This window comes from uncultured Sphingomonas sp., from assembly GCF_964237335.1.
Taxonomy (GTDB): domain Bacteria; phylum Pseudomonadota; class Alphaproteobacteria; order Sphingomonadales; family Sphingomonadaceae; genus Sphingomonas.
This window is the reverse complement of sequence record NZ_CAXSHM010000047.1, coordinates 1-18,613: the sequence shown is the minus strand read 5'-3', so window position 1 is coordinate 18,613 and position 18,613 is coordinate 1. Positions and strand designations below refer to the sequence as shown.

At 61.7% G+C, this 18,613-nt stretch carries 16 protein-coding genes and 5 pseudogenes; 11 read left to right on the top strand and 10 right to left on the bottom strand.

Going from position 1 to position 18,613, the window contains the following annotated elements:
- Window positions 1-66 precede the first annotated feature (66 nt).
- The 4 genes and pseudogenes from ACFE65_RS15860 to ACFE65_RS15845 form a co-directional block, all read left to right on the top strand.
- Window positions 67-198, top strand: a pseudogene (locus tag ACFE65_RS15860) (IS66 family insertion sequence element accessory protein TnpB); the annotation flags it as partial.
- A 32-nt stretch (window positions 199-230) separates the two neighbouring features.
- Window positions 231-1,589, top strand: a pseudogene (locus ACFE65_RS15855) (IS66 family transposase); the annotation flags it as partial.
- Window positions 1,590-1,680: 91 nt separating this feature from the next.
- A protein-coding gene (locus ACFE65_RS15850; RefSeq protein WP_375383336.1) for an IS630 family transposase occupies window positions 1,681-2,627 on the top strand; the annotation gives its coding sequence in 2 pieces (ribosomal slippage) (window positions 1,681-2,017 and window positions 2,017-2,627; 948 coding nt in all).
- A pseudogene (locus ACFE65_RS15845) lies at window positions 2,624-2,845 on the top strand (transposase domain-containing protein); the annotation flags it as partial. The gene ACFE65_RS15850 and the pseudogene ACFE65_RS15845, both read left to right, overlap by 4 nt.
- Before the next feature lie 324 nt (window positions 2,846-3,169).
- Here ACFE65_RS15845 and ACFE65_RS15840 read toward each other — a convergent pair.
- The 9 genes from ACFE65_RS15840 to ACFE65_RS15800 all read right to left on the bottom strand — a co-directional run bounded on the left by ACFE65_RS15840 (window position 3,170) and on the right by ACFE65_RS15800 (window position 11,887).
- On the bottom strand, window positions 3,170-4,726 hold the full coding sequence (locus tag ACFE65_RS15840) for a long-chain-fatty-acid--CoA ligase (protein ID WP_375383335.1): 1,557 nt from the start codon (window positions 4,724-4,726) through the stop codon (window positions 3,170-3,172).
- 178 nt (window positions 4,727-4,904) lie between these two features.
- Window positions 4,905-5,885 carry an alpha/beta hydrolase gene (locus ACFE65_RS15835; RefSeq protein WP_375383334.1) on the bottom strand — a complete coding sequence of 327 codons (981 nt, stop codon included), beginning with the start codon at window positions 5,883-5,885 and terminating at the stop codon, window positions 4,905-4,907.
- A gap of 75 nt (window positions 5,886-5,960) precedes the next feature.
- A complete protein-coding gene (locus ACFE65_RS15830) occupies window positions 5,961-6,752 on the bottom strand; it encodes an SDR family oxidoreductase (RefSeq protein ID WP_375383333.1) in 792 nt (263 codons plus the stop codon).
- 1 nt (window position 6,753) lies between these two features.
- Window positions 6,754-7,545 (bottom strand): enoyl-CoA hydratase/isomerase family protein, encoded by a 792-nt coding sequence (locus ACFE65_RS15825; protein WP_375383332.1) that lies wholly within the window; start codon window positions 7,543-7,545, stop codon window positions 6,754-6,756.
- Complete coding sequence (locus tag ACFE65_RS15820) at window positions 7,542-8,711, bottom strand: acyl-CoA dehydrogenase family protein (protein ID WP_375383331.1); 1,170 nt, start codon at window positions 8,709-8,711, stop codon at window positions 7,542-7,544. Before ACFE65_RS15820 ends, ACFE65_RS15825 begins: the two co-directional genes overlap by 4 nt.
- Before the next feature lie 261 nt (window positions 8,712-8,972).
- A complete protein-coding gene (locus ACFE65_RS15815) occupies window positions 8,973-9,800 on the bottom strand; it encodes an SDR family NAD(P)-dependent oxidoreductase (protein WP_375383330.1) in 828 nt (275 codons plus the stop codon).
- Window positions 9,797-10,240 (bottom strand): MaoC/PaaZ C-terminal domain-containing protein, encoded by a 444-nt coding sequence (locus ACFE65_RS15810; protein ID WP_375383329.1) that lies wholly within the window; start codon window positions 10,238-10,240, stop codon window positions 9,797-9,799. The genes ACFE65_RS15815 and ACFE65_RS15810 overlap by 4 nt, the downstream gene beginning before the upstream one ends.
- A complete protein-coding gene (locus tag ACFE65_RS15805) occupies window positions 10,237-10,695 on the bottom strand; it encodes a MaoC family dehydratase N-terminal domain-containing protein (RefSeq protein ID WP_375383328.1) in 459 nt (152 codons plus the stop codon). The genes ACFE65_RS15810 and ACFE65_RS15805 overlap by 4 nt, the downstream gene beginning before the upstream one ends.
- Window positions 10,696-10,702: 7 nt before the next feature.
- Window positions 10,703-11,887, bottom strand: a complete 1,185-nt coding sequence (locus ACFE65_RS15800; protein ID WP_375383327.1) for a lipid-transfer protein — start codon at window positions 11,885-11,887, stop codon at window positions 10,703-10,705.
- An 865-nt stretch (window positions 11,888-12,752) separates the two neighbouring features.
- On the opposite strand from ACFE65_RS15800, the gene ACFE65_RS15795 reads away from it, so the two are divergent.
- From ACFE65_RS15795 to ACFE65_RS15765, 7 genes and pseudogenes are all read left to right on the top strand, one after another.
- The gene (locus ACFE65_RS15795; protein WP_375383326.1) at window positions 12,753-13,538 is read left to right on the top strand and encodes an enoyl-CoA hydratase/isomerase family protein; all 786 of its coding nucleotides are present in this window, start codon (window positions 12,753-12,755) and stop codon (window positions 13,536-13,538) included.
- Window positions 13,539-13,733: 195 nt separating this feature from the next.
- Window positions 13,734-14,711: pseudogene (locus tag ACFE65_RS15790) on the top strand (IS66 family transposase); the annotation flags it as partial.
- 46 nt (window positions 14,712-14,757) lie between these two features.
- The gene (locus ACFE65_RS15785; protein ID WP_375383325.1) at window positions 14,758-15,516 is read left to right on the top strand and encodes a CoA transferase subunit A; all 759 of its coding nucleotides are present in this window, start codon (window positions 14,758-14,760) and stop codon (window positions 15,514-15,516) included.
- A gap of 337 nt (window positions 15,517-15,853) precedes the next feature.
- Window positions 15,854-16,156 carry a type II toxin-antitoxin system prevent-host-death family antitoxin gene (locus ACFE65_RS15780; RefSeq protein WP_375383324.1) on the top strand — a complete coding sequence of 101 codons (303 nt, stop codon included), beginning with the start codon at window positions 15,854-15,856 and terminating at the stop codon, window positions 16,154-16,156.
- A gap of 97 nt (window positions 16,157-16,253) precedes the next feature.
- Window positions 16,254-16,550 carry a hypothetical protein gene (locus ACFE65_RS15775; RefSeq protein WP_375383323.1) on the top strand — a complete coding sequence of 99 codons (297 nt, stop codon included), beginning with the start codon at window positions 16,254-16,256 and terminating at the stop codon, window positions 16,548-16,550.
- 258 nt (window positions 16,551-16,808) lie between these two features.
- The gene (locus ACFE65_RS15770) at window positions 16,809-16,946 is read left to right on the top strand and encodes a hypothetical protein (RefSeq protein WP_375383322.1); all 138 of its coding nucleotides are present in this window, start codon (window positions 16,809-16,811) and stop codon (window positions 16,944-16,946) included.
- Between the two features lie 307 nt (window positions 16,947-17,253).
- Window positions 17,254-17,535 (top strand): hypothetical protein, encoded by a 282-nt coding sequence (locus tag ACFE65_RS15765; RefSeq protein WP_375383321.1) that lies wholly within the window; start codon window positions 17,254-17,256, stop codon window positions 17,533-17,535.
- Between the two features lie 50 nt (window positions 17,536-17,585).
- On the opposite strand, the pseudogene ACFE65_RS15760 reads toward ACFE65_RS15765, so the two are convergent.
- Window positions 17,586-18,487 (bottom strand): annotated as a pseudogene (locus ACFE65_RS15760) (IS256 family transposase); the annotation flags it as partial.
- Between the last annotated feature and the right edge of the window lie 126 nt (window positions 18,488-18,613).

Sequence of the window (18,613 nt, the reverse complement as noted above, 5' to 3'; positions counted from 1 at the left end):
TCAGATACTCGCGCCCACCGCAACCCTCTCCCGCCAACCCCGTGAGCAGTTACCGAGCAGGGCGCGTTTCAGTGGCCCACCGTCCAGGATGGCGTGATGAGGCTGACCGCCGCACAAGCGGCTGCACTTCTGGAAGGCTTGGACTGGCGCCGGGTCCATGCCGGACGTCGCCCGATCGCGCCGCAGATCGCCGGTTGACTAGGGGCGGCGGGGCTGATTCACTTGCGCCCATGCTGGTCGAGGCCGAGCTTCCCGACGATCCTGCGCTGCTTCAGGCGATGCTTGTCGAAGCGCGTGGCGAGATCAGCCGGCGCGACCAGGAGATCAGCGCGCTGCGGACCGTCGGTGCCCAGGCCGACGCGGAGATCGAGCGGCTGACCGGCATCATCGCCGCGCTTCAGCGACACCGCTTCGGCGCGCGCTCGGAGCAGCTGTCCGAGGATCAGCTCAGCCTCGCGTTCGAGGAGACCGAGGCGGCGCTGGCCCGCGTCGCGGCCAAGCTCGACTACGTCGCTCCGGATCGCGAGCCCAGGCATCGCAACGTCAACCGCGGCCGGCTTCCCGCCCATCTCGAGCGTATCGGGCAGGTAATCAACGTCGAGAGCACGGCTTGCGCCTGCTGCGGCGGCACGCTGCACATCATCGGCGAGGATGTCGCCGAGCGGCTGGACGTCGTGCCCACGAGCTTCCGGGTGCTGGTCACCCGCCGCCCGCGCTATGGCTGCCGCACCTGCGAGGCCGCGCCGGTCCAAGCGCCGGCACCGCCCCGCATCGTCGAGGGCGGGCTGCCGACCGAGGCGATGATCGCGCATGTGCTGGTGTCGAAGTACGCCGACCATCTGCCCTTGTACCGGCAGGCCCAGATCTACGCGCGCCAGGGCGTGGTGCTCGACCGCTCGACGCTCGCCGACTGGGTCGGGCGGGCGGCATGGTGGCTGACGCCGCTGCGCGATCACCTGCTCGCCAACCTGAAGCGCAGTCCCAAGCTGTTCGCTGACGAGACCACCGCGCCGGTGCTCGATCCCGGGCGCGGGCGGACCAAGACCGGGCAGCTATGGGCGTATGCTCGCGACGACCGACCGTGGGGCGGTGCCGATCCGCCCGCGGTCGCCTACGTCTACGCGCCCGACCGCAAGGCGGAACGACCGTCCGAGCACCTCGCGGGGTTCGCCGGCGTGCTGCAGCTCGACGGCTATGCCGGTTACAACGCGCTCGGCCGATCGAACCGGGTCCAGCTCGCCTATTGCTGGGCACATGTGCGACGCGGCTTCTTCGACATCGCCGCCTCGCGCCCGGTCGCGACCGAGGCGCTGGTCCGCATCGCCCGGCTTTACGCGATCGAACAGGACATCCGCGGCCGCTCGCCCGATGAGCGTCGTGCCGCGCGTCAGGAGCTGAGCGCGCCCGTCGTCGCCGACCTGCGCCGGTTCCTGGACGCCAACCTCGCCAGGTCGAGCAGGAAGAGCAAGCTCGCCGACGCGATCCGCTATGCGCTCACCCGCTGGACAGGGCTCAGCCGGTTCCTCGACGACGGTCGCATCGAGATCGACTCCAACACCGTCGAGCGTTCGATCCGTCCTCTGGCCCTTAGAGGGTTTTCCGGCCGGCATGAGTCGGGAGGGGATTCACACGGACGTGCCGATCTGATTCAGAGTGCTGGCTGAATGGAGGTCGGCATGGATGGGCAAGCCGTTATCGATGGACCTACGGTCGCGGGCACTGGCCGCGGTTGACGAGGGGATGAGTTGCCGGGCCGCGGCACGGCGGTTCGGGGTGGCGGCCGCGACGGTGATCCGCTGGCACGACCAGCGCCGCAGCACAGGCAGCTATGCCGCAAAGCCGCAGGGCGGGGATACGCGATCGCAGCGGATCGAGGCGCACCGGGACACCGTGCTGGCGCTGCACGGCGCTCGCCGCGACATCACGCTGGACGAGTTGCGCCGCGAGCTGGGGCAGTCGGGTGTGACAGTGGCGATCTCGACGCTGCACCGCTTTTTCGCCCGGCACGGGATCACGCGCAAAAAAAGACCGGCCACGCGGCCGAGCAGGATCGTCCCGACGTCCTGAGCGCGCGCGAGACGTGGTTCGACGGCCAGCTCGACCTCGACCCCGAGCAGTTGGTGTTCATCGACGAGACCTGGACCGCGACGAACATGACCCGCAGCCACGGCCGCTGTTGCCGGGGCGAGCGGCTGCGAATGGGCTACCCACACGGCCATCGCAAAACGACTACGCTGGTCGCCGGCTTGCGCATGACCGGCATGGTCGCGCCGATGGTGCTCGACGGGCCGATCAATGGCGAGTGGTTCGAGGCCTATGTCGGTCAGATGCTCGTGCGTACCCTCAAGCCTGGCGACGTCGTGATCATGGACAATCTCTCCAGCCACAAACGCGCGAGCGTCCGCACGCTGATCGAGGCGCCCGGCGCCCGGCTGCTTTTCCTTCCACCCTACAGTCCCGACTTCAACCCGATCGAAAAGGCCTTCTCCCGCCTCAAAGCCATGCTCCGCAAGGCAGGCGAGCGATCCGTCTCCGGCCTGTGGAACCTCATCGGCAAGCTGGTCGACCTCTTCGAGCCGCACGAGTGCGCCAACTACTTCAGCTCCTGCGGCTATGATCCGGACTGAAAGGAATCCGCTCTAATCGCAAGAACGCCTTGTTCGCTGGGTCCGACGATGGCGGCGACCATTGGGCCGTGATCGCCAGCATGATCGAGACCTGCAAGCTGAGCGGGACCAACCCTCAGGCATGGCTTGCCGACACACTGACCCGTCTCGCCGCCGGCCACAGCGCCACCGCCCTCAATCAGCTCATGCCCTGGAACCGCGCCGCTGCCGTGGCCTGAGAACATCGCTTACCCAGAAGAACGGCCCCGCCCCGATGTGTCGCCCGAAGCCCAGAACCGCAGCCAGCTCAGCGTGTCGCGGATCAGGAATTCCATCCGCGCGTCGCTGACGGTGTTATATGGCCAGGATCAACACCCTGAACATCGCAACCGGACCATAGGGCGGTAGTAAGCGGGGCGTGAAGGCCGCCTTGCGGCTGAGGGGATTGCTTCGATGTTTGCCGCTTTGAGCGGAGCGGCGTGGTGGCTCAGGAAGTCAGGGCGGATGCGAGTGGTCATACGAGCGCTCGTATGAGTGGTCGCATCGAAGTGATTGCCCGCGTGTCAGGCGATCGCGCGCGACGTGCCCTTCCAGTGCGGCTTGCGCAGTTCCGTCTTAAGAACCTTGCCTTGAGCGGATAGTGGCAGCGGCATCTCACGAAATTCAACCGAGCGCGGACATTTGTAAGTGGAAATAAATGCCTTACAGTGCGCTATGACCGCCTCTGAGGTGATGGTCACTCCTTCCCGAAGTCGGATGATAGCATGAACGCGCTCCCCCCATTTCTCATCCGGTACGCCGATTACCGCATTCTCCAAAATGGCAGGATGAGCCGCCAACGCATTCTCGACTTCGGCCGAGTAAACATTCTCGCCTCCTGAGACAATCATGTCTTTAACCCGATCGACAAGGTACAAGAAGCCTTCATCATCCATGTACCCCGCGTCGCCGGTACGCAGCCAACCGTCCACCAAAGTCGTCGCGGTTTCTTCAGGCAAGTGCCAATATCCGAGCATTATACCATCGCTTCGCACAACAACTTCGCCGACGGTGCCGAGCGGCAGATCCTTCCAATTTTCATCAACAATCCGGAGGTCAACTCCGAGTATCGCCCTCCCGGCGGAGCGCAGATAGGACTTACCGTTGGGTTGGGTACGATGGTGTTCTGGCAGCAACAGAGTGGCGCAGGGCGATAGTTCTGTCTGGCCATATGCCTGTTTGAATGCAGCATTGGGAAACAGTTCCATTGCTTGGTTCAGCGCTGTTTCGGATATAGCAGACGCGCCATAAGCTAACGTGACTACCGAACTCAGGTCACCGCCGTGCTTGATCATATACTCACGCATCATGCCGAGCATCGTCGGCATGAGGATTGCATCAGTGACGCGTTCCCGCTCGATCGCGGTAATGACATTCTCCGGAGAAAAGGATGGCACTATCACATGCGTGCCGGCAAGCATTGTCACAGTATAGACCATTGCCGCATCGCCGAGATGGAACATAGGCGGAGAGTGGAGATAAACCAGACCCGGGGCGAGGGGGGTTGTAGCCTGGGAAGACAGAATGTTGGACATGAGACTATGATGCGAGAGCATAACACCTTTGGCACGCCCCGTTGTGCCGCCCGTATAGAACAAAGCAACGAGGTCATGATTGTGCCCGCTGGCGTCATTAATAGGTTCGTGAGCAGAGATGATATTCTCGTACCCGAGCATGCCCGAAGGCACTTCGCCCTCCTCCATGAATATGGTTGCGCTTACCGCGACGTTTTGTAAAATCGGTTCAACAATGTTCGCGAAATTACCGCCGATAAACAGGAAGCTTGCGCCGCTGTCCTGCATCGCGAAAATGTGCTCAGGCATAGACCAACGCGTGTTGCCCGGAACGATCACCGCCCCAACCCAAGCGACGGCGTAGTAGACCTCAAGATAAAGATCGCTGTTCAGCGCGACGACGGCAACGCGATCGCCTCGTTCAATGCCAAGTGCAACCAATCCGTGTGCGAGGCGGCCGACCCTGTCAATGATCTCGCTCCAACGACGGCGACGGTCACCGAATATGGTTGCTAAACGGTCCGGGTGAAGCTGAGCCGTGCGGTGGAGTCCCTGCGTGATGTACATTTTCCTCGTCCCTAGCTTTTGGTTGCAAAAATCGCGACGCGCTTTATCAGCCGTTAGCGTCCCACAGAGAAGTCGGTGCCGCAGAGAAGAATTCTGCAGCCGAGGCGGGGGCAAACTCCTGCCCTACGCAAACACTTTTTGCACATTGCGCTGGTTCTCGCTTGCCCGATAACCTTGTCTACGTGATCAAGACGCTTCTTGAAAGAGCTCGAGCCAAAGCGCCATTACTGTCCGCGTTTGCTTTCATCGTTACCTCAGCGGCTTGGTCAAAATGGAAGCCGTGAAACGCACCGGGATAGATATGCAATTCGGTGGGCACCCCGGAGCGTATCAGACGATGCGCAAAAGCAATATTCTCATCGACGAACAGGTCTAATGCCCCCACAGCGATGAAAGTCGGCGGGAGCCCGGACAGATCAAGCGCGCGGGCCGGTGCGGCATACTGCGACACTCCGCTCGAACCAGGCTCTGTTCCAAGGAAGCTAGCCCAGCCGAACCGGTTTTTCTTGGATGTCCACACGAACTCTCCCGCGAAGGGGTTGGGTTGGGTGGTCGTGCAGGTCCGGTCGTCCAACATCGGATAAATCAGGTGCTGAAAGGCAAGCCGGTGTTCGCCTCGGTCACGTGCTAGAAGCGCGAGCGCGGCGGCGAGACCGCCTCCGGCGCTCTCCCCCATCACCCCCACACGGGCGGGATCAACCCCAAAAAGCTCCGAGTTTAGGTTGAGCCAGCCAAGAGCAGCGTAGCAGTCCTCAACGGCGCCCGGCGCATGCGTTTCAGGGGCCAAGCGGTAATCAACCGACACGATCACGCAGCCTAAGGCCCAGGCCATTTCCCTGTGAATGGGGGCTTGGCTTTGCGCGTCACCGGTGACGTAGCCGCCACCGTGTATATGGAGGATGGCGCCGGTTGAACCGGTGCGTTTACGCGGGCAGTGAACGACGACGGTGACGTCGGGTTGACCTTCAGCCCCAGGGAACACACGGACCGATGACTCGACGTTTCTCAATGCCGTCGCGTTTTCGACTAATCCTAGTCGCGCCCCGAAGGCCTGCCGAAGCTCGGGCAGAATTTCCCGTGTCAGCTCGTAGAAAGGAATGCTGTCGAGCAATGGCAGAAGATTTGAATCGACTAAATTGCGAGTTTTCTGCTCAGACATCGATTGATCCCCGACGGCGGTACCGTGTTGCAATTTGCGGTTTGGTGCCATGCGTTGAGCTGCGACAGCACATCATCAGTTCGCTAGGTGGCCTTGGGCAGACGCGTCTCCGATCCCCCCGAACGCCGTCCACCCACCGTCAACTGGCAAGGTGGCACCCGTGATGAAGCTGGCCAAATCGGATAGAAGAAATGCTGTTGCCACAGCGATCTCGTCCGGACGCCCCAGGCGGCCCATTGGCGTTCGGCGTTCAAAGGCGCCGCGGCCGTGCGGGCCGTGCTCCATGATGCCTTCAGCCATCGGGGCCTCAATGATCCCCGGCGCCACCGCGTTGACTCTTATTCCCAGCCGCGCGAGATCGCATGCAAGCGTCTTCGTCATCATCACCACGCCGGCCTTGCTGACGCCATATGCGTTAGACGCGGGCATCCCCGCGAGGCCTGTGATCGACGCCATGTTCACGATCGAGCTACCAACTCCCATTCGTCGGGCGCCAGCCCGCGCAATCAGGTATACGCCTTTCAAGTTCACATCGATCACGTTTTGCCAATCGGACAACTCCTGCCGACGTGTTCCGCTTCGTTTTTCCACAATCCCCGCATTGTTGACAATGCCGTCCACGCCGCCCAGCGCGTCTGTCGCCTGCACGAACAGAGCTTCGACGGACGCCTCGTCCGACACGTCGGCTGCGAGGCCGATACTTGCTCCGGTCTGAGCAAGCGCCTCGTCCGCGCGCTCTTTCGAGATATCCGCAACGATTACTTCAGCGCCGGCTGCGACTAGGTACTTCGCACAAGCCGCCCCTATGCCGCCAGCGGCGCCGGTGACCAATATCCTGCGGCCCGACAGGTTTATTTCGATCGACAAGTCACTTGCCCTTGAACGTTGGAGGGCGTTTTTCAATAAAAGCCGAAACCGCCTCCTGGTGATCCTCGCTCAAATTCGTCGAGAGTTCATAGGCAATCGCCGCGTCCATTGCGGCATGGGCAACCTGCCTAAGCGGTATGTTGAGCGCGACCTTCGTCCAGCGAATTGCCTTCAGCGCTCCTCCGGCCAGTCGATCAGCAAAGGCGGTTACTGCATCCCCCAGTTCCGCCGGCGGCAGAACATGATTGACGAGTCCCCATTCCGCGGCTTTCACCGCCGGAATCGCGTCGCCCGTCATCAGATATTCCTTGGCGCGCGAAAGGCCCACCAGTTGGGGCCAGATGATCGACCCCCCGTCACCAGCCACCACGCCCATCAACACGTGCGGGTCGCCGATCTTCGCGTCCGCGCTCATGAAGGTGACGTCGCAGAATAGGGCGAGCGTGCAGCCGAAACCTATCGCGTGACCGTTGATATGGCCAATAATCGGCTTCTCGCAGTCAAGGATCGAGAAGATAATGCGCTTGGCTTCGAAGCAGGTACGCTCGAACAAAGACGGATCATCGATCGCACGCTGCATCCACGCCACATCGCCGCCCGCGCAAAATGCCCGCCCAGCCCCGGTCAGTACGATGACATCCGAACCCGGATCCTCGTCCGCATCTCGAAAGATGTGTGACAGCTCCTCGTGCAGGCTTTCGTTAGCGGCGTTGAGTTCGTCGGGCCGATCCAGCGTGAGCGTTAGCACGCGACCCCGACGATGCCATTTGATATGCTGGTACGTCCGCGTCATGCGTATACGTCCCTGGCAATGATCTCTTTCATAATCTCGTTGCTGCCCCCGTAGATCCGCTGCGCCCGTGCGTTGGCAAAGGCACGGGCGATCGGATATTCCCACATATATCCGTAGCCTCCGAACAGCTGAACGCAGCGATCGACGATACGGCCTTGCATCTCGGTAACCCAAAGCTTCGCGATCGAAGCGCGTGTCGTGCCGAGCGTGCCGCTCAGGACGGCGGCGACACAGTCGCTAACAAACGCCTTGCCGACTTCCAACTCCGCCTTCATTTCAGCCAGCGCGAAGCGGGTGGACTGGAAATCGCCAATCATTTTACCAAAAGCGCGCCGCTCGCGCACGTAGGCGACCGTCAGATCGAAGGCGGTCTGCGCAGACGCCAGCCCCGAGATTGCGATAAGCAACCGTTCGCGCGGTAGTTCTTGCATTAAATGGGCCAATCCTCTGTTTTCTTCGCCGAGTAGAGCATCCGCCGGCACCCTAACTTCATCGAGAAACAACTCGGCCGTATCCTGAGCCTTCTGGCCCACCTTCTCAAGCAGGCGTCCCTTGCGAAATCCTGGTCGATCCGTTTCGACCAGAAACAGGCTTTTGGCACCCTGTGCTTTATCGCCCGTGTTCGCGACAATGATCGCCAGATCAGCAAGCCAGCCATTGGTGATAAAGATCTTTTGGCCGCTGAGAACCCACTCGGCGCCCTCGCGTACAGCGCGCGTGCGCAGGCCCCGCATGTCCGAGCCAGCGTCTGGCTCGCTAATCCCTATGCATGTCCAGACATCACCGCTGATGCAGCCGGGGAGCCATTTGGCCCTCTGATTTGCTGTCCCGAGACGCGCGATGTACGGAACGACGATGTCCGAGTGCGTATAGAGTCCGCCCAATTCGCAGCCGCTTTTGGCCATTTCCTCAATGATGACGCGCGAGTGGCGAAAATCGCCCCCCAAACCGCCATGTTCTTCAGAGATCGTCGGACACAGCAGGCCCAACGAGCCGGCTTTGCGCCACAACTCACGATCGACGTGTCCGCGCTTTTCCGAAGCCGCGAAGTAGGGTTCAACTTCCTCCGCAAAGAAACGGAACGCCGTGTGGCGGACCTGCTCAAGCTCAGCCGAGTCTGCGTCGCCTAAATCTGCATCGGCGGTTTGGAAGGAAACGTTCATCATCGTCCCAATTCAACAATATTAACTCGCAACGTATGCGCGTTGACACGAAGACCTGCGTCGTTTCCGAGCCGCCGTCGCTTGCGGTCCCGCCCCGGTACTCTGCTATAATCCAATGACGGGCTGACCACTAACCCAACCGACTATGTCTCGCTCGCTGTCATGCCCCAGATATCGAATTCAACGTCGGAACTTTTGGGTCCCTCCCGTAACGATTCCAAGACATCCCGAGTACAGAGACCTTAGGGACTGCTTCCCTTCCGATCACATGTTGATGCCGCCGCCCACCAAAAGGGTCTGACCACTAACGTAGTCGCTCTCGGGAATGCAGAAGAGGTAAATGCTGCCTGCGGCCTCTTCAGGCGTGCCAGCACGTCCGAGGGGAACCGCAAACGCAAGCGAGGAAAGCGCCGCCGGAGCCACGCCAGCCTGAATCTCACGGCCCGCGATTTCGATTTTACTCTCCGGATCGTCATTGGGCTTGGTCAGACGGGTAGCGATAAAGCCAAACGCGACGCAATTCACGCAAACCTTGTAGCGCCCCCACTCCTTCGACATAGTCTTTGTCATGCCGACGAGTGCTGACTTCGCCGACGAGTAGTTGATCTGGCCGGCATTGCCGTTCGTTCCGGACATAGAGGAAACGTTTACGACTTTACGTATCACCTCTACACCTTCAGCTGCCTCCTTCTTGCTCATCGCGCGCAACGGTTCCGCCGCGGCACGCAAAATCCGGAATGGTGCCAGCACGTGAACGTCGAGCATTGACTGAAACTGCTCGTCGGTCTGCTTTTGAATGACGCCGTCGAGTGTGTAGCCCGCGTTGTTGACGATGATGTCGAGGCCGTTGAACGATTTGAGGCCGGTCTCGACGAAGCGCTCGCCGAAATCGGGAGCCGTAACGTTCCCGACGCAAGCCACTGCTTGGCCCCCGAGCGCCTCGATCGATTTAACCACCTCCCCGGCTGTAACTTCGTCAAGATCGTTCACCACTACCTTGGCGCCTTCGGACGCAAGCTTGAGTGCCAGAGCGCGACCGATGCCGCGCCCAGAACCCGAGATGAGTGCAACCTTGCCTGCCAATTTACTCATAATTTCTCCTGATCACTGTCATCGAGTCCAATGACGGCTTCGCCGTCCAACGTTTGCACCCCCTGGTCAGTCCGCGCACCAATCCTGAGGCGAGCGCACCGCTTGCCGTCGAGGTCGACCAATTCGGTCACTGTCCCGAAGCAAGTGACTGTCGCATGCAGCGGCGTCATCGCGACGAAGCGGACGTTCCACGAGCGGAGCCGCTGTTGTGGCGCACATCCTGTCAACATTTGAGCGAGGTAGGCCATTGATAACATCCCATGCCCGAACACATCGGGTAGCCCAGCGCTCTTGGCAAAATCTGAGTCGATGTGCAGTAACATGTGATCGTTAGAGGCGCCCGCAAACAACGCCAGCGTTCCGCGCGTGATCGGTCCCCGAACAAGATCCGGTAGTGAGTCACCCACCTGGAAATCGCAGAACTTAATCGCCGTTGTCATCGCTCCGCCCCCCCGTTTCGAACAACGGTGACGCTTCGCATCGTCACGCAAAGCTCGCCGAGCTGATTAGTGGCCGTCGTGTCCTGGATGATAAACTCAAGCGCACCGCCCTTCTTGTCATAGATGTCAGGGATGCTCGATACGAGAGTCATGCAATCGCCTGCGTAAATGCCCCTGTGATACGAGAACGCCTGCTCGCCGTGCAGAACGTTCTTCTTCGACACGCCGAGATCTACGAAGATATCAACTCCCTTGGGTGGGACGGCTAACATCAAGCTGAATACAAAGGTTGGAGGTGCGGGGATTGTGGGATGACCCGCCGCGCGCGCAGCCTCATCGTCGAAATAGATCGGGTCGGTCGCGCCGGTCGCTTTGGCAAAAAACTTCAGCTGCCCCTTCTCAACGTCGACCTCGCGCGGCGGGGAAGTTGCGCCTATGAACGATCTGTCGATCATCGCAAGCTCACGCCCGGCCGTACAGCGTCACGACGCATGCGCCGCCAAGGCCAAGGTTATGCTGAAGAGCGTGAGTTACGTTCTCGACCTGCCGCTTCTCTGCAGCCCCCCGCAGCTGTTTCGTCAGCTCGAAGCACTGCGCGAGCCCAGTAGCACCAAGGGGATGGCCCTTCGAGAGAAGACCGCCGGATGGGTTGGTGACGTGCTTGCCGCCGTAGGTGTTCTGGTGATCGAGGATATATTGCTCCGCACCACCTTCGCCGCAAAGGCCAAGACCCTCGTAGGTGATCAGCTCGTTGGCGGTGAAGCAGTCGTGAAGCTCGACCACCTGAACGTCTTCGGGGCCGATGCCCGCCTCTTCGTATACCTGCTGCGCTGCGTTGCGCGTCATGTCGTATCCGATGACCCGCATCATCGATGCACCCTCGAAGGCTCCAGCGACGTCCGTGGTCAACGCCTGCGCCTTGATTTCGACCGACGCGTCGACACCGTGCTTGGCGGCGAATTCAGGAGTGCATAGGATTGCCGCGGCCGCTCCGCAGGTTGGCGGGCAAGCTTGATAGCGGGTGATTGGGCCATACAGCTTCGGCGAGGCCATGACCTCCTCAAGCGTCAACGGAGCGCGGAATATTGCTAGGGGATTGTTGGCGGCGTGCTGGCGCGCCTTGACGGAAATCTCGGCAAATGTGGTGTCTTTGGCGCCGTAGCGGTTTTGATAATCTACACCGCCCCCGCCAAACATCTGGGCCGCCAAGGGCGAATGCGTTTCGATCCCCTGGACCCGTTCCTGCACCTCACCAAATTTCTCCATCGCGGGCTTTCGATCTGGAAAGTATGAGCCGAGCGCACCCGGACTCATCTGCTCGAAACCTACGGCAAGCACGCAATCCGCCCCGCCTAACGCAACCATCTGGCGTGCGAGATAAAGGGCGGTCGAGCCGGTGGAACAGTTGTTGTTGACGTTGATAATCGGGATGCCCGTGATGCCGACCCGATAGATCGCCGACTGTCCCGCCGTCGAGTCACCGTAGACATAACCGGCGAAGGCCTGCTGCACCTGGTCGAACGTGATCCCCGCATCCTGCATGGCGGCGCGGATCGCGCGCTCGGCCATGACGTCCCAGCTATCACTCTGGCCGGGCTTCATGAAGGGGATCATGCCCACGCCCGCCACACACACTTTGTTGCCCATTTCCGCTCCTCTTCCAAACCGCTCAAAGCTTTCCAGCCCGAATCCTGAAAGGAATTCTGTTTAACAGTCAGTCAGATTATGATACGATAACAGAAGGACGTCAAGCCGTAACCGAGGGCGGCAGGAAATGAACCTCGGGGGAGCGTACTCCTAATGGCTGCACTGCACCGGAGGCCCCGAACGCGGCGTTCGGCGAACGGGCTTAACCGCGACACCCGGCCGACATCCGGCCGACGCACGGCAAGACTGCGGCAGCTCGCGCGTTACGCCGTGTCGATAGTGTCAATCGAGCATCTGCTCGCGATCTGCGACGGCGAAGGCTGGCTGGGGGAAGGGCCAACCTCATCTCGATCGGGCCGCGCTGCGACCGCTAAGGTCACTTGGTAGCCCTGATTGGAATTGGGCCCATTGGGAACCGTAAAAAGGGCGCTATTCACCCGCACGCCCGACGTTGACTGGGAGCTGCAGCTCGTCCCTCGTGAGCTCTTCCGCTCGGCTGCGATCACCAGGCCCGGCGAACACCACCTGCTGATCTCTACCACCTCTCATGGGCATGATAGAACTCGGTCCCCTCGACATCAGCCAGCCCGCCGAGGCAACCGGAAAACGCTTCGCGAAATCGTTCAAAGACCGCCCTCGCAACGAGTGATTGACCGTGCGCATTCTCCTGTCACCGATCGACCGGGCCATGATTGGAGCGCGGCGGCAAGATTACGGTAAAAGCCGTCTGCGCACCTCGCTTGGCTCGCCGAAGCCGGTCGGATATGCCGTCGCCCTGGCCAGATCACCGCCAAACCGAAGCCGGACGCTCATCCTCAGGCTGGATGAGGAAACCGGGCAACGCTAATATTTCAAGGAGTGCATCATGGAGTACGAAACGTTGAAGATCGTGTCGGAGGGTGACGTAGATTGGCTGACGCTGAATCGCCCAGACCGCCTCAACGCGGTGAATAACCAGATGACAATGGAGCTCTGGAAGTACTTTTCGGGGCTTCAGAACGACTACTCGCGGCGCATCGTCGTATTGCGGGGCGCTGGACGGGCGTTCTGTGCGGGTCTGGACCTCATGAAGGGAACAGTGGAGTCAGGAGGCGGCGGGGAGGGAGAGCCGCAAGCTTCCTTGCTGGAGGTCGTGTTGAGGATGCGTTCGTGCCCACAGCCGATCATCGCACTGATCCACGGCGCCGCATGCGGCGGCGGCTTTAGCTTTGCGCTCGCCTCTGACATTCGCATCGCGGGACGCTCAGCGAGGATGAACGTCGCGTTCGTGAAGCTTGGCCTTTCAGGCTGCGAACTCGGCACTAGCTTCTTTCTGCCGCGAACGGTTGGCCTCTCCGTCGCGTCGGAACTCATGATGACGGGTCGTTTCATCGGCGCTGACCGTGCGCTAGCGACGGGGCTGGTCTCGGACGTAACCGATGACGACGCGTTGGAGGCAGCGGCGCAGGCGCTCATCGACGAAATGCGCCGCACGTCGCCGATGGGCTTGCGCAAGACCAAGGAAACCCTGAACAACGCAGGTCTGGTTAATGATGTCGAGTCGGTGATGAAGCTCGAAGAGCACACTCAGATGCTGTGCATGGCGAGCAGTAACTTCGGCGAAGCCATGTCCGCTTTTAACGAAAAACGTACACCCGTCTTTGTTTCCTAGCCGTTTGACTGTAGATAAGCGTCGAAGCGGGACCCCAGAAGAATTTGGCTAAGGCATTGTGGTGGATGACAAAAGCGGGTTTTTTGGGGGTTCTGATCGGCGCCGATCGGGACCCCCGGTAAACTGGAAAATATCAAGCTTTCATAATCGGTTCCGCCGTCATCAGATGGGGTCCCCGTTCGACGCTTTTCCACACGCGAAGGCGTAGACATCAGCCTCTCGACGCTCGCGGATCAGGTCGGCGCCTGCGCCGCGGCGCTGCGACCGCTCCACCTGCTGATCGAGGCCCATGTTCTCGCCGCCGAGCGGCTCCACGGCGACGATACCACCGTGCCGGTGTTGGCGAAGACCAAGGCCGATGTCGGGCGGCTGTGGACCTATGTTCGCGACGATTGACCGTTCGGCGGTCCCGCGCCGCCAGCCGCCCTGTTCCATTACTCGCGGACCCGCCGCGCCGAGCATCCGGTCGAGCATCTCACCGGCTATGGCGGTATCCTGCAGGCTGACGCCTATGCCGGCTACAACGCGCTGTTCCGTACCGACCGGTCGCCGGCACCGCTTATCCGCGCGCTGTGCTGGGCTCATGCCAGGCGCAAGTTCTTCGAGCTGGCCGATGTCGCCAGCCAGCTGAAGCGCCGCAAGAGTGCGGCAGCCATCTCGCCGATCGCGGCCGAAGCGGTCAACCGCATCGACAGGGTCTTCGAGGTTGATCGCGCGGTCAATGGCGCAGCCATCGCCGAGCGGCTCGCCGTGCGCCGGGAGATCGCAGCGCCGCTCGTTACCGACCTGGAGCAGTGGCTGCGCTCACAGCGTGTCGCGCTCGCGCGCCACAACCCGGTCGCGGGCGCGATCGACTATATGCTCAAGGACTGGGTTGCGTTCGCCCGGTTCCTCGACGACGGTCGTATCTGCCTGATCAACAACGCCGCCGAACGAGCCCTGCGCGGCGTGGCCCTTGGAAGGAAAGCCTGGCTGTTCGCCGGGTCCGACCGCGGCGGCGAGCGCGCCGCGTTCATGTACACGCTGATCGTCACTGCCAAGCTCAACGACATCGATCCACAGGCATGGCTCGCCGACGTCCTCACCCGCATCGCCGACATGCCCCAGACACAGCTCCACGAACTGCTCCCATGGAATTGGCGGCGACCAGCGGAACTGCTCAAGGCCGCCTAGCCGAGGCCCTCACCGGATGCTTACATTCCACTGAAGAATCTTTGACATGAAGAAGCTCTACCCTGATGCCGCGTCGGCGCTCGACGGGCTGCTGCATGACAGGATGACGATCTGCGCCGGCGGCTTCGGCCTGTGCGGCATTCCCGAGCGCCTGATTGACGCAATCCGCGACGCGGGGGTGAAGGGCCTGACCGTCGCCAGCAACAATGCCGGCATCGACGGCGAGGGGCTCGGCAAACTGCTGCGCACCCGTCAGATGGGCAAGATGATCTCGTCCTATGTCGGCGAGAACAAGGAATTCGAGCGCCAGTATCTGGCTGGTGAGCTGGAGGTCGAGTTCTGCCCGCAGGGCACGCTCGCCGAGCGCTGCCGCGCCGGCGGGGCGGGCATCCCCGGTGTGGATAAGCGTCGAACGGGGACCCCATCTGATGACGGCGGAACCGATTATGAAAGCTTGATATTTTCCAGTTTACCGGGGGTCCCGATCGGCGCCGATCAGAACCCCCAAAAAACCCGCTTTTGTCATCCACCACAATGCCTTAGCCAAATTCTTCCGGGGTCCCGCTTCGACGCTTATCTACATTCGGCGAAAAACAGCCACATCGGACGCTCAGGCCGGAGCGCGCCTACCGGCCATCGCCGAGACCCACACCAGACCCTTTGCATGGAAAAGCATGGGAGCTTAGGTCCGCCTCATGCACCGATTATTTGCGGTGGAGGCGGCGAGCAGCGACCATCATCGTCGCTCGCGCGAGACCGCCCGCGAACTGACCCTAGACCGGGTCCGTGCCTGCCACCACGATGACGATCTCGCGCGCGTCGAGCAGATGCTGATCGAGGCCTGATCCGGGTGGCTCTACGGACTCGATCGTGCCTTCACGCGAGCGGAGAGGGGGGAGTTGCTCGTGGAGGTGAGGAACCGACGCCGGCTGCCGGCCCTTGGGCGTTCTGCGCCGAAGCCGAAGGGCGCCCGCTTCGAGCCGTCTCGACTGCCGGACGCGGCGCTGGATCGCCTGATCCAGCGCCATCCCAACCGACAGCTGGTCGACCAGCTACGCGACGAACGAGAACGTCGCACGAGAAGACTTGGCTAGATTGGCCATTCTGGCTATATCGAGACACTCACGATCCGGAGCGTATCTATGGCCACCCAGCCCGAGGCCTTCGCGTCGGTCGCCTTGACTGACTTCCATAATCACCCCGGCACGGTCGTCGACCAGAGCCAGCAAGGCCCCGTCGTTCTCACCAAGAACCGCCGGCGCTACGCGGCAGTAGTCAGCATCGACTACCTCGATCGCGCTGCAGCCGCTCTCGCGGCGCTGCACGCCAACCGCCGTATCTTCACCACCGAGAGCATGACCGATGACGACGCGGCGCGTATTGAAGCCAGCATCCCCAGCGACGCCGAAATCGCCTCCGGCCGCTACGACTGGCAAGACCGGTAGTGGCTCGCCCGGTGCCGGCGCCGTCATCAACTACGTCTACCTGTTCAGCAGCGAGTATGCCGCTGGCCGGGACGAGGGGGTCAAGGAGCGACCAGTCGTGATCGTCGCGGCGGACGCTCGCGGCTACATCGTCGTGCCGGTGACCACCAAGGGCGAGATCGACCCGACCAACTCGATGCGGATCCCGGCCGAGGTCGGCAAGGCCATGGGCCTGTCGCGAGCGACGGAGAGCGCGATTGTCGTCAGCGAGGCGAATAGCTTCGACTGGATGGGCCATGACGTCCGCGACCGACAGAATGGCAGCTACGTTTACGGGATCGTGCCACCCGGGTTCTTCGCGAAGCTCGCGCGCGAGATCGTCGCCCGAAAGGTGAAGCCGATTGACCGCCGCTGATGGCGACGTGACCACGACAAACGGTATGGAAGAATGTGATGCTCGGTTCCGTCCAACGGGCGGGATTACCGCGATTGATCGCTTGGAGGTCGCAGCCGGCTCTCTGGTCGTCCTCGGCATGGGCAGCTCGGAGCTGGCGATGATGAACTCGCTCCACGCAAGCCAAACTTCACGCTCGCGGCGCGCGTCCTGATCGCGTCGTCGCTCACGGCGACATGCGTCTACACGATCGGCCTGATCGGCGTGGCTCATGGCTGGATGGCATCGAGCATCTTCCCGAAGCGCTACGTCGAGAACCTCGCCGGTAGCCTGCTCTCTGCAGTGATCGGTTTCGGCATCATCCATTTGCCGGAGATAATCGCCATTATCGGTTCGCGACGCGACCGGGTCGGATAGACAGCGGACCACTTACGTCGTCACCAGCCGACAAGACCCCTCCCCGGTCATTACAACTGTTGCTGCTAGTTAGAAAAGACACATTCGCCGCCAATTAGAAATGACACCGCCTGATATCAGCGGTGGCAGCGTGGAGCCATCCACAAGCGCAGCGCTGCCCCCGCTGAGGCGATGGCCTGGCCGGGTCAGCACCCCGGACCCGCTGCGCTAGCAGCGGGCTCGGTCACATCGGCAAACGGCCGGGATTGGGTGGGGAGCGGACATCGCGATCCCCAGTGGTATAGCCAGCACCTAGGAGGATTGGCCGATGGAAGAAGCCTATCGGGTGCTACGCGAGGGCTGGGCCGAAGGGGATCGTAACCGAGAGCGGGCCTTGCACCTGCTTTATCTGGCATGGTGGCACTGGGCAGAACCAGAGTTCCTGACCGGACTGTCGTATGATCCGGATGTCGTCACACTATGGCATGAGATATTCGATCATTTTGGAGGCAAGGCTTCTGACGATGCTGAACTCCTATACGTAGCAGCGATTATGGCGGTCATCACTCCGTGGGCTTTCGGCGATGAGCATGATTGGGCAGAAGGGTAGTGCCCCATGGCGTGGTGTAGGAACACCGATCCTCAGCCGGGCCAAGGATATCAGGCTGCCAGTGCTGGCAGGCTGATGCGCGGGTTATCGCTCAACGTGCCGATCGTTTCCAGCGTCATGTATCGGCGCGACACCGACCACTCGTCGTTCTGCTCGAGCATGAGCGCGCCAACGAGGCGGATGACCGCGGCGGTGTTGGGGAAGATGCCGATGACGTCGGCCCGGCGCTTGATCTCCTTGTTGACGCGTTCGAGCGGGTTGGTGGACGAGATCTGCGCCCAGTGCTCCTTGGGGAACGCCATGTAGGCGAGCACCTCCTCGCGCGAGCCGTCCATCATGATGGCGAGCTTCTCGTATCGCTCGCGCAGCGCGTCGGCGACGTGGTGCCATTGCTCGTGGGCGGCCTCGGCGCTCTCCTGGGCGAAGATCGTCTTGAGCATGGCGACGACGGCAGGTCGCTGCTTCGCACCGACATGCGCCAGGGCGTTGCGCATCCAGTGGACCCGGCAGCGTTGCTGGGTCGCATTGAACACCTTGCCAGCGGCGCTGCGCAGCCCCCCTTCGACAAGCTCAGGACAGGCTTGTGGTCGTCCGAGATGACGAGCTTGACGCCGCGCAGCCCACGATCGGCGAGCGAGCGCAGGAAGCCCTTCCAGAACGGTTCGGCCTCTGACGGACCGCTCGCGACGCCGAGCACCTCGCGTTTGCCGAGCGTGTTGACGCCTACCGCCACTATCACCGCGGTCGAGACGATCCGGCCGCCCTCGCGCTCCTTCAGGTAGGTCGCGTCGATCCACAGGTATGGCCACTCGCCTTCGAGCGGGCGGTTGAGGAAGGCGTTCACGCGCTCGTCGATCTCGGTGATCAGCCGGCTGACCTGACTCTTCGAGACGCCGGTCCCGCCCATCGCCTTCACCAGATCGTCGACCGATCGTGTCGAGATGCCCTGGATGTCAACGGCGGAGCAAAATCAGACCAGCGGGGCGGAGTAAAAGCAGGCCAGTCGAGGCGTGCGCTGACGATATGAGAAGGGCCCCGATCGGGGCCCTTCTCATATCGTTGCCGTCCCCGGTCTGGC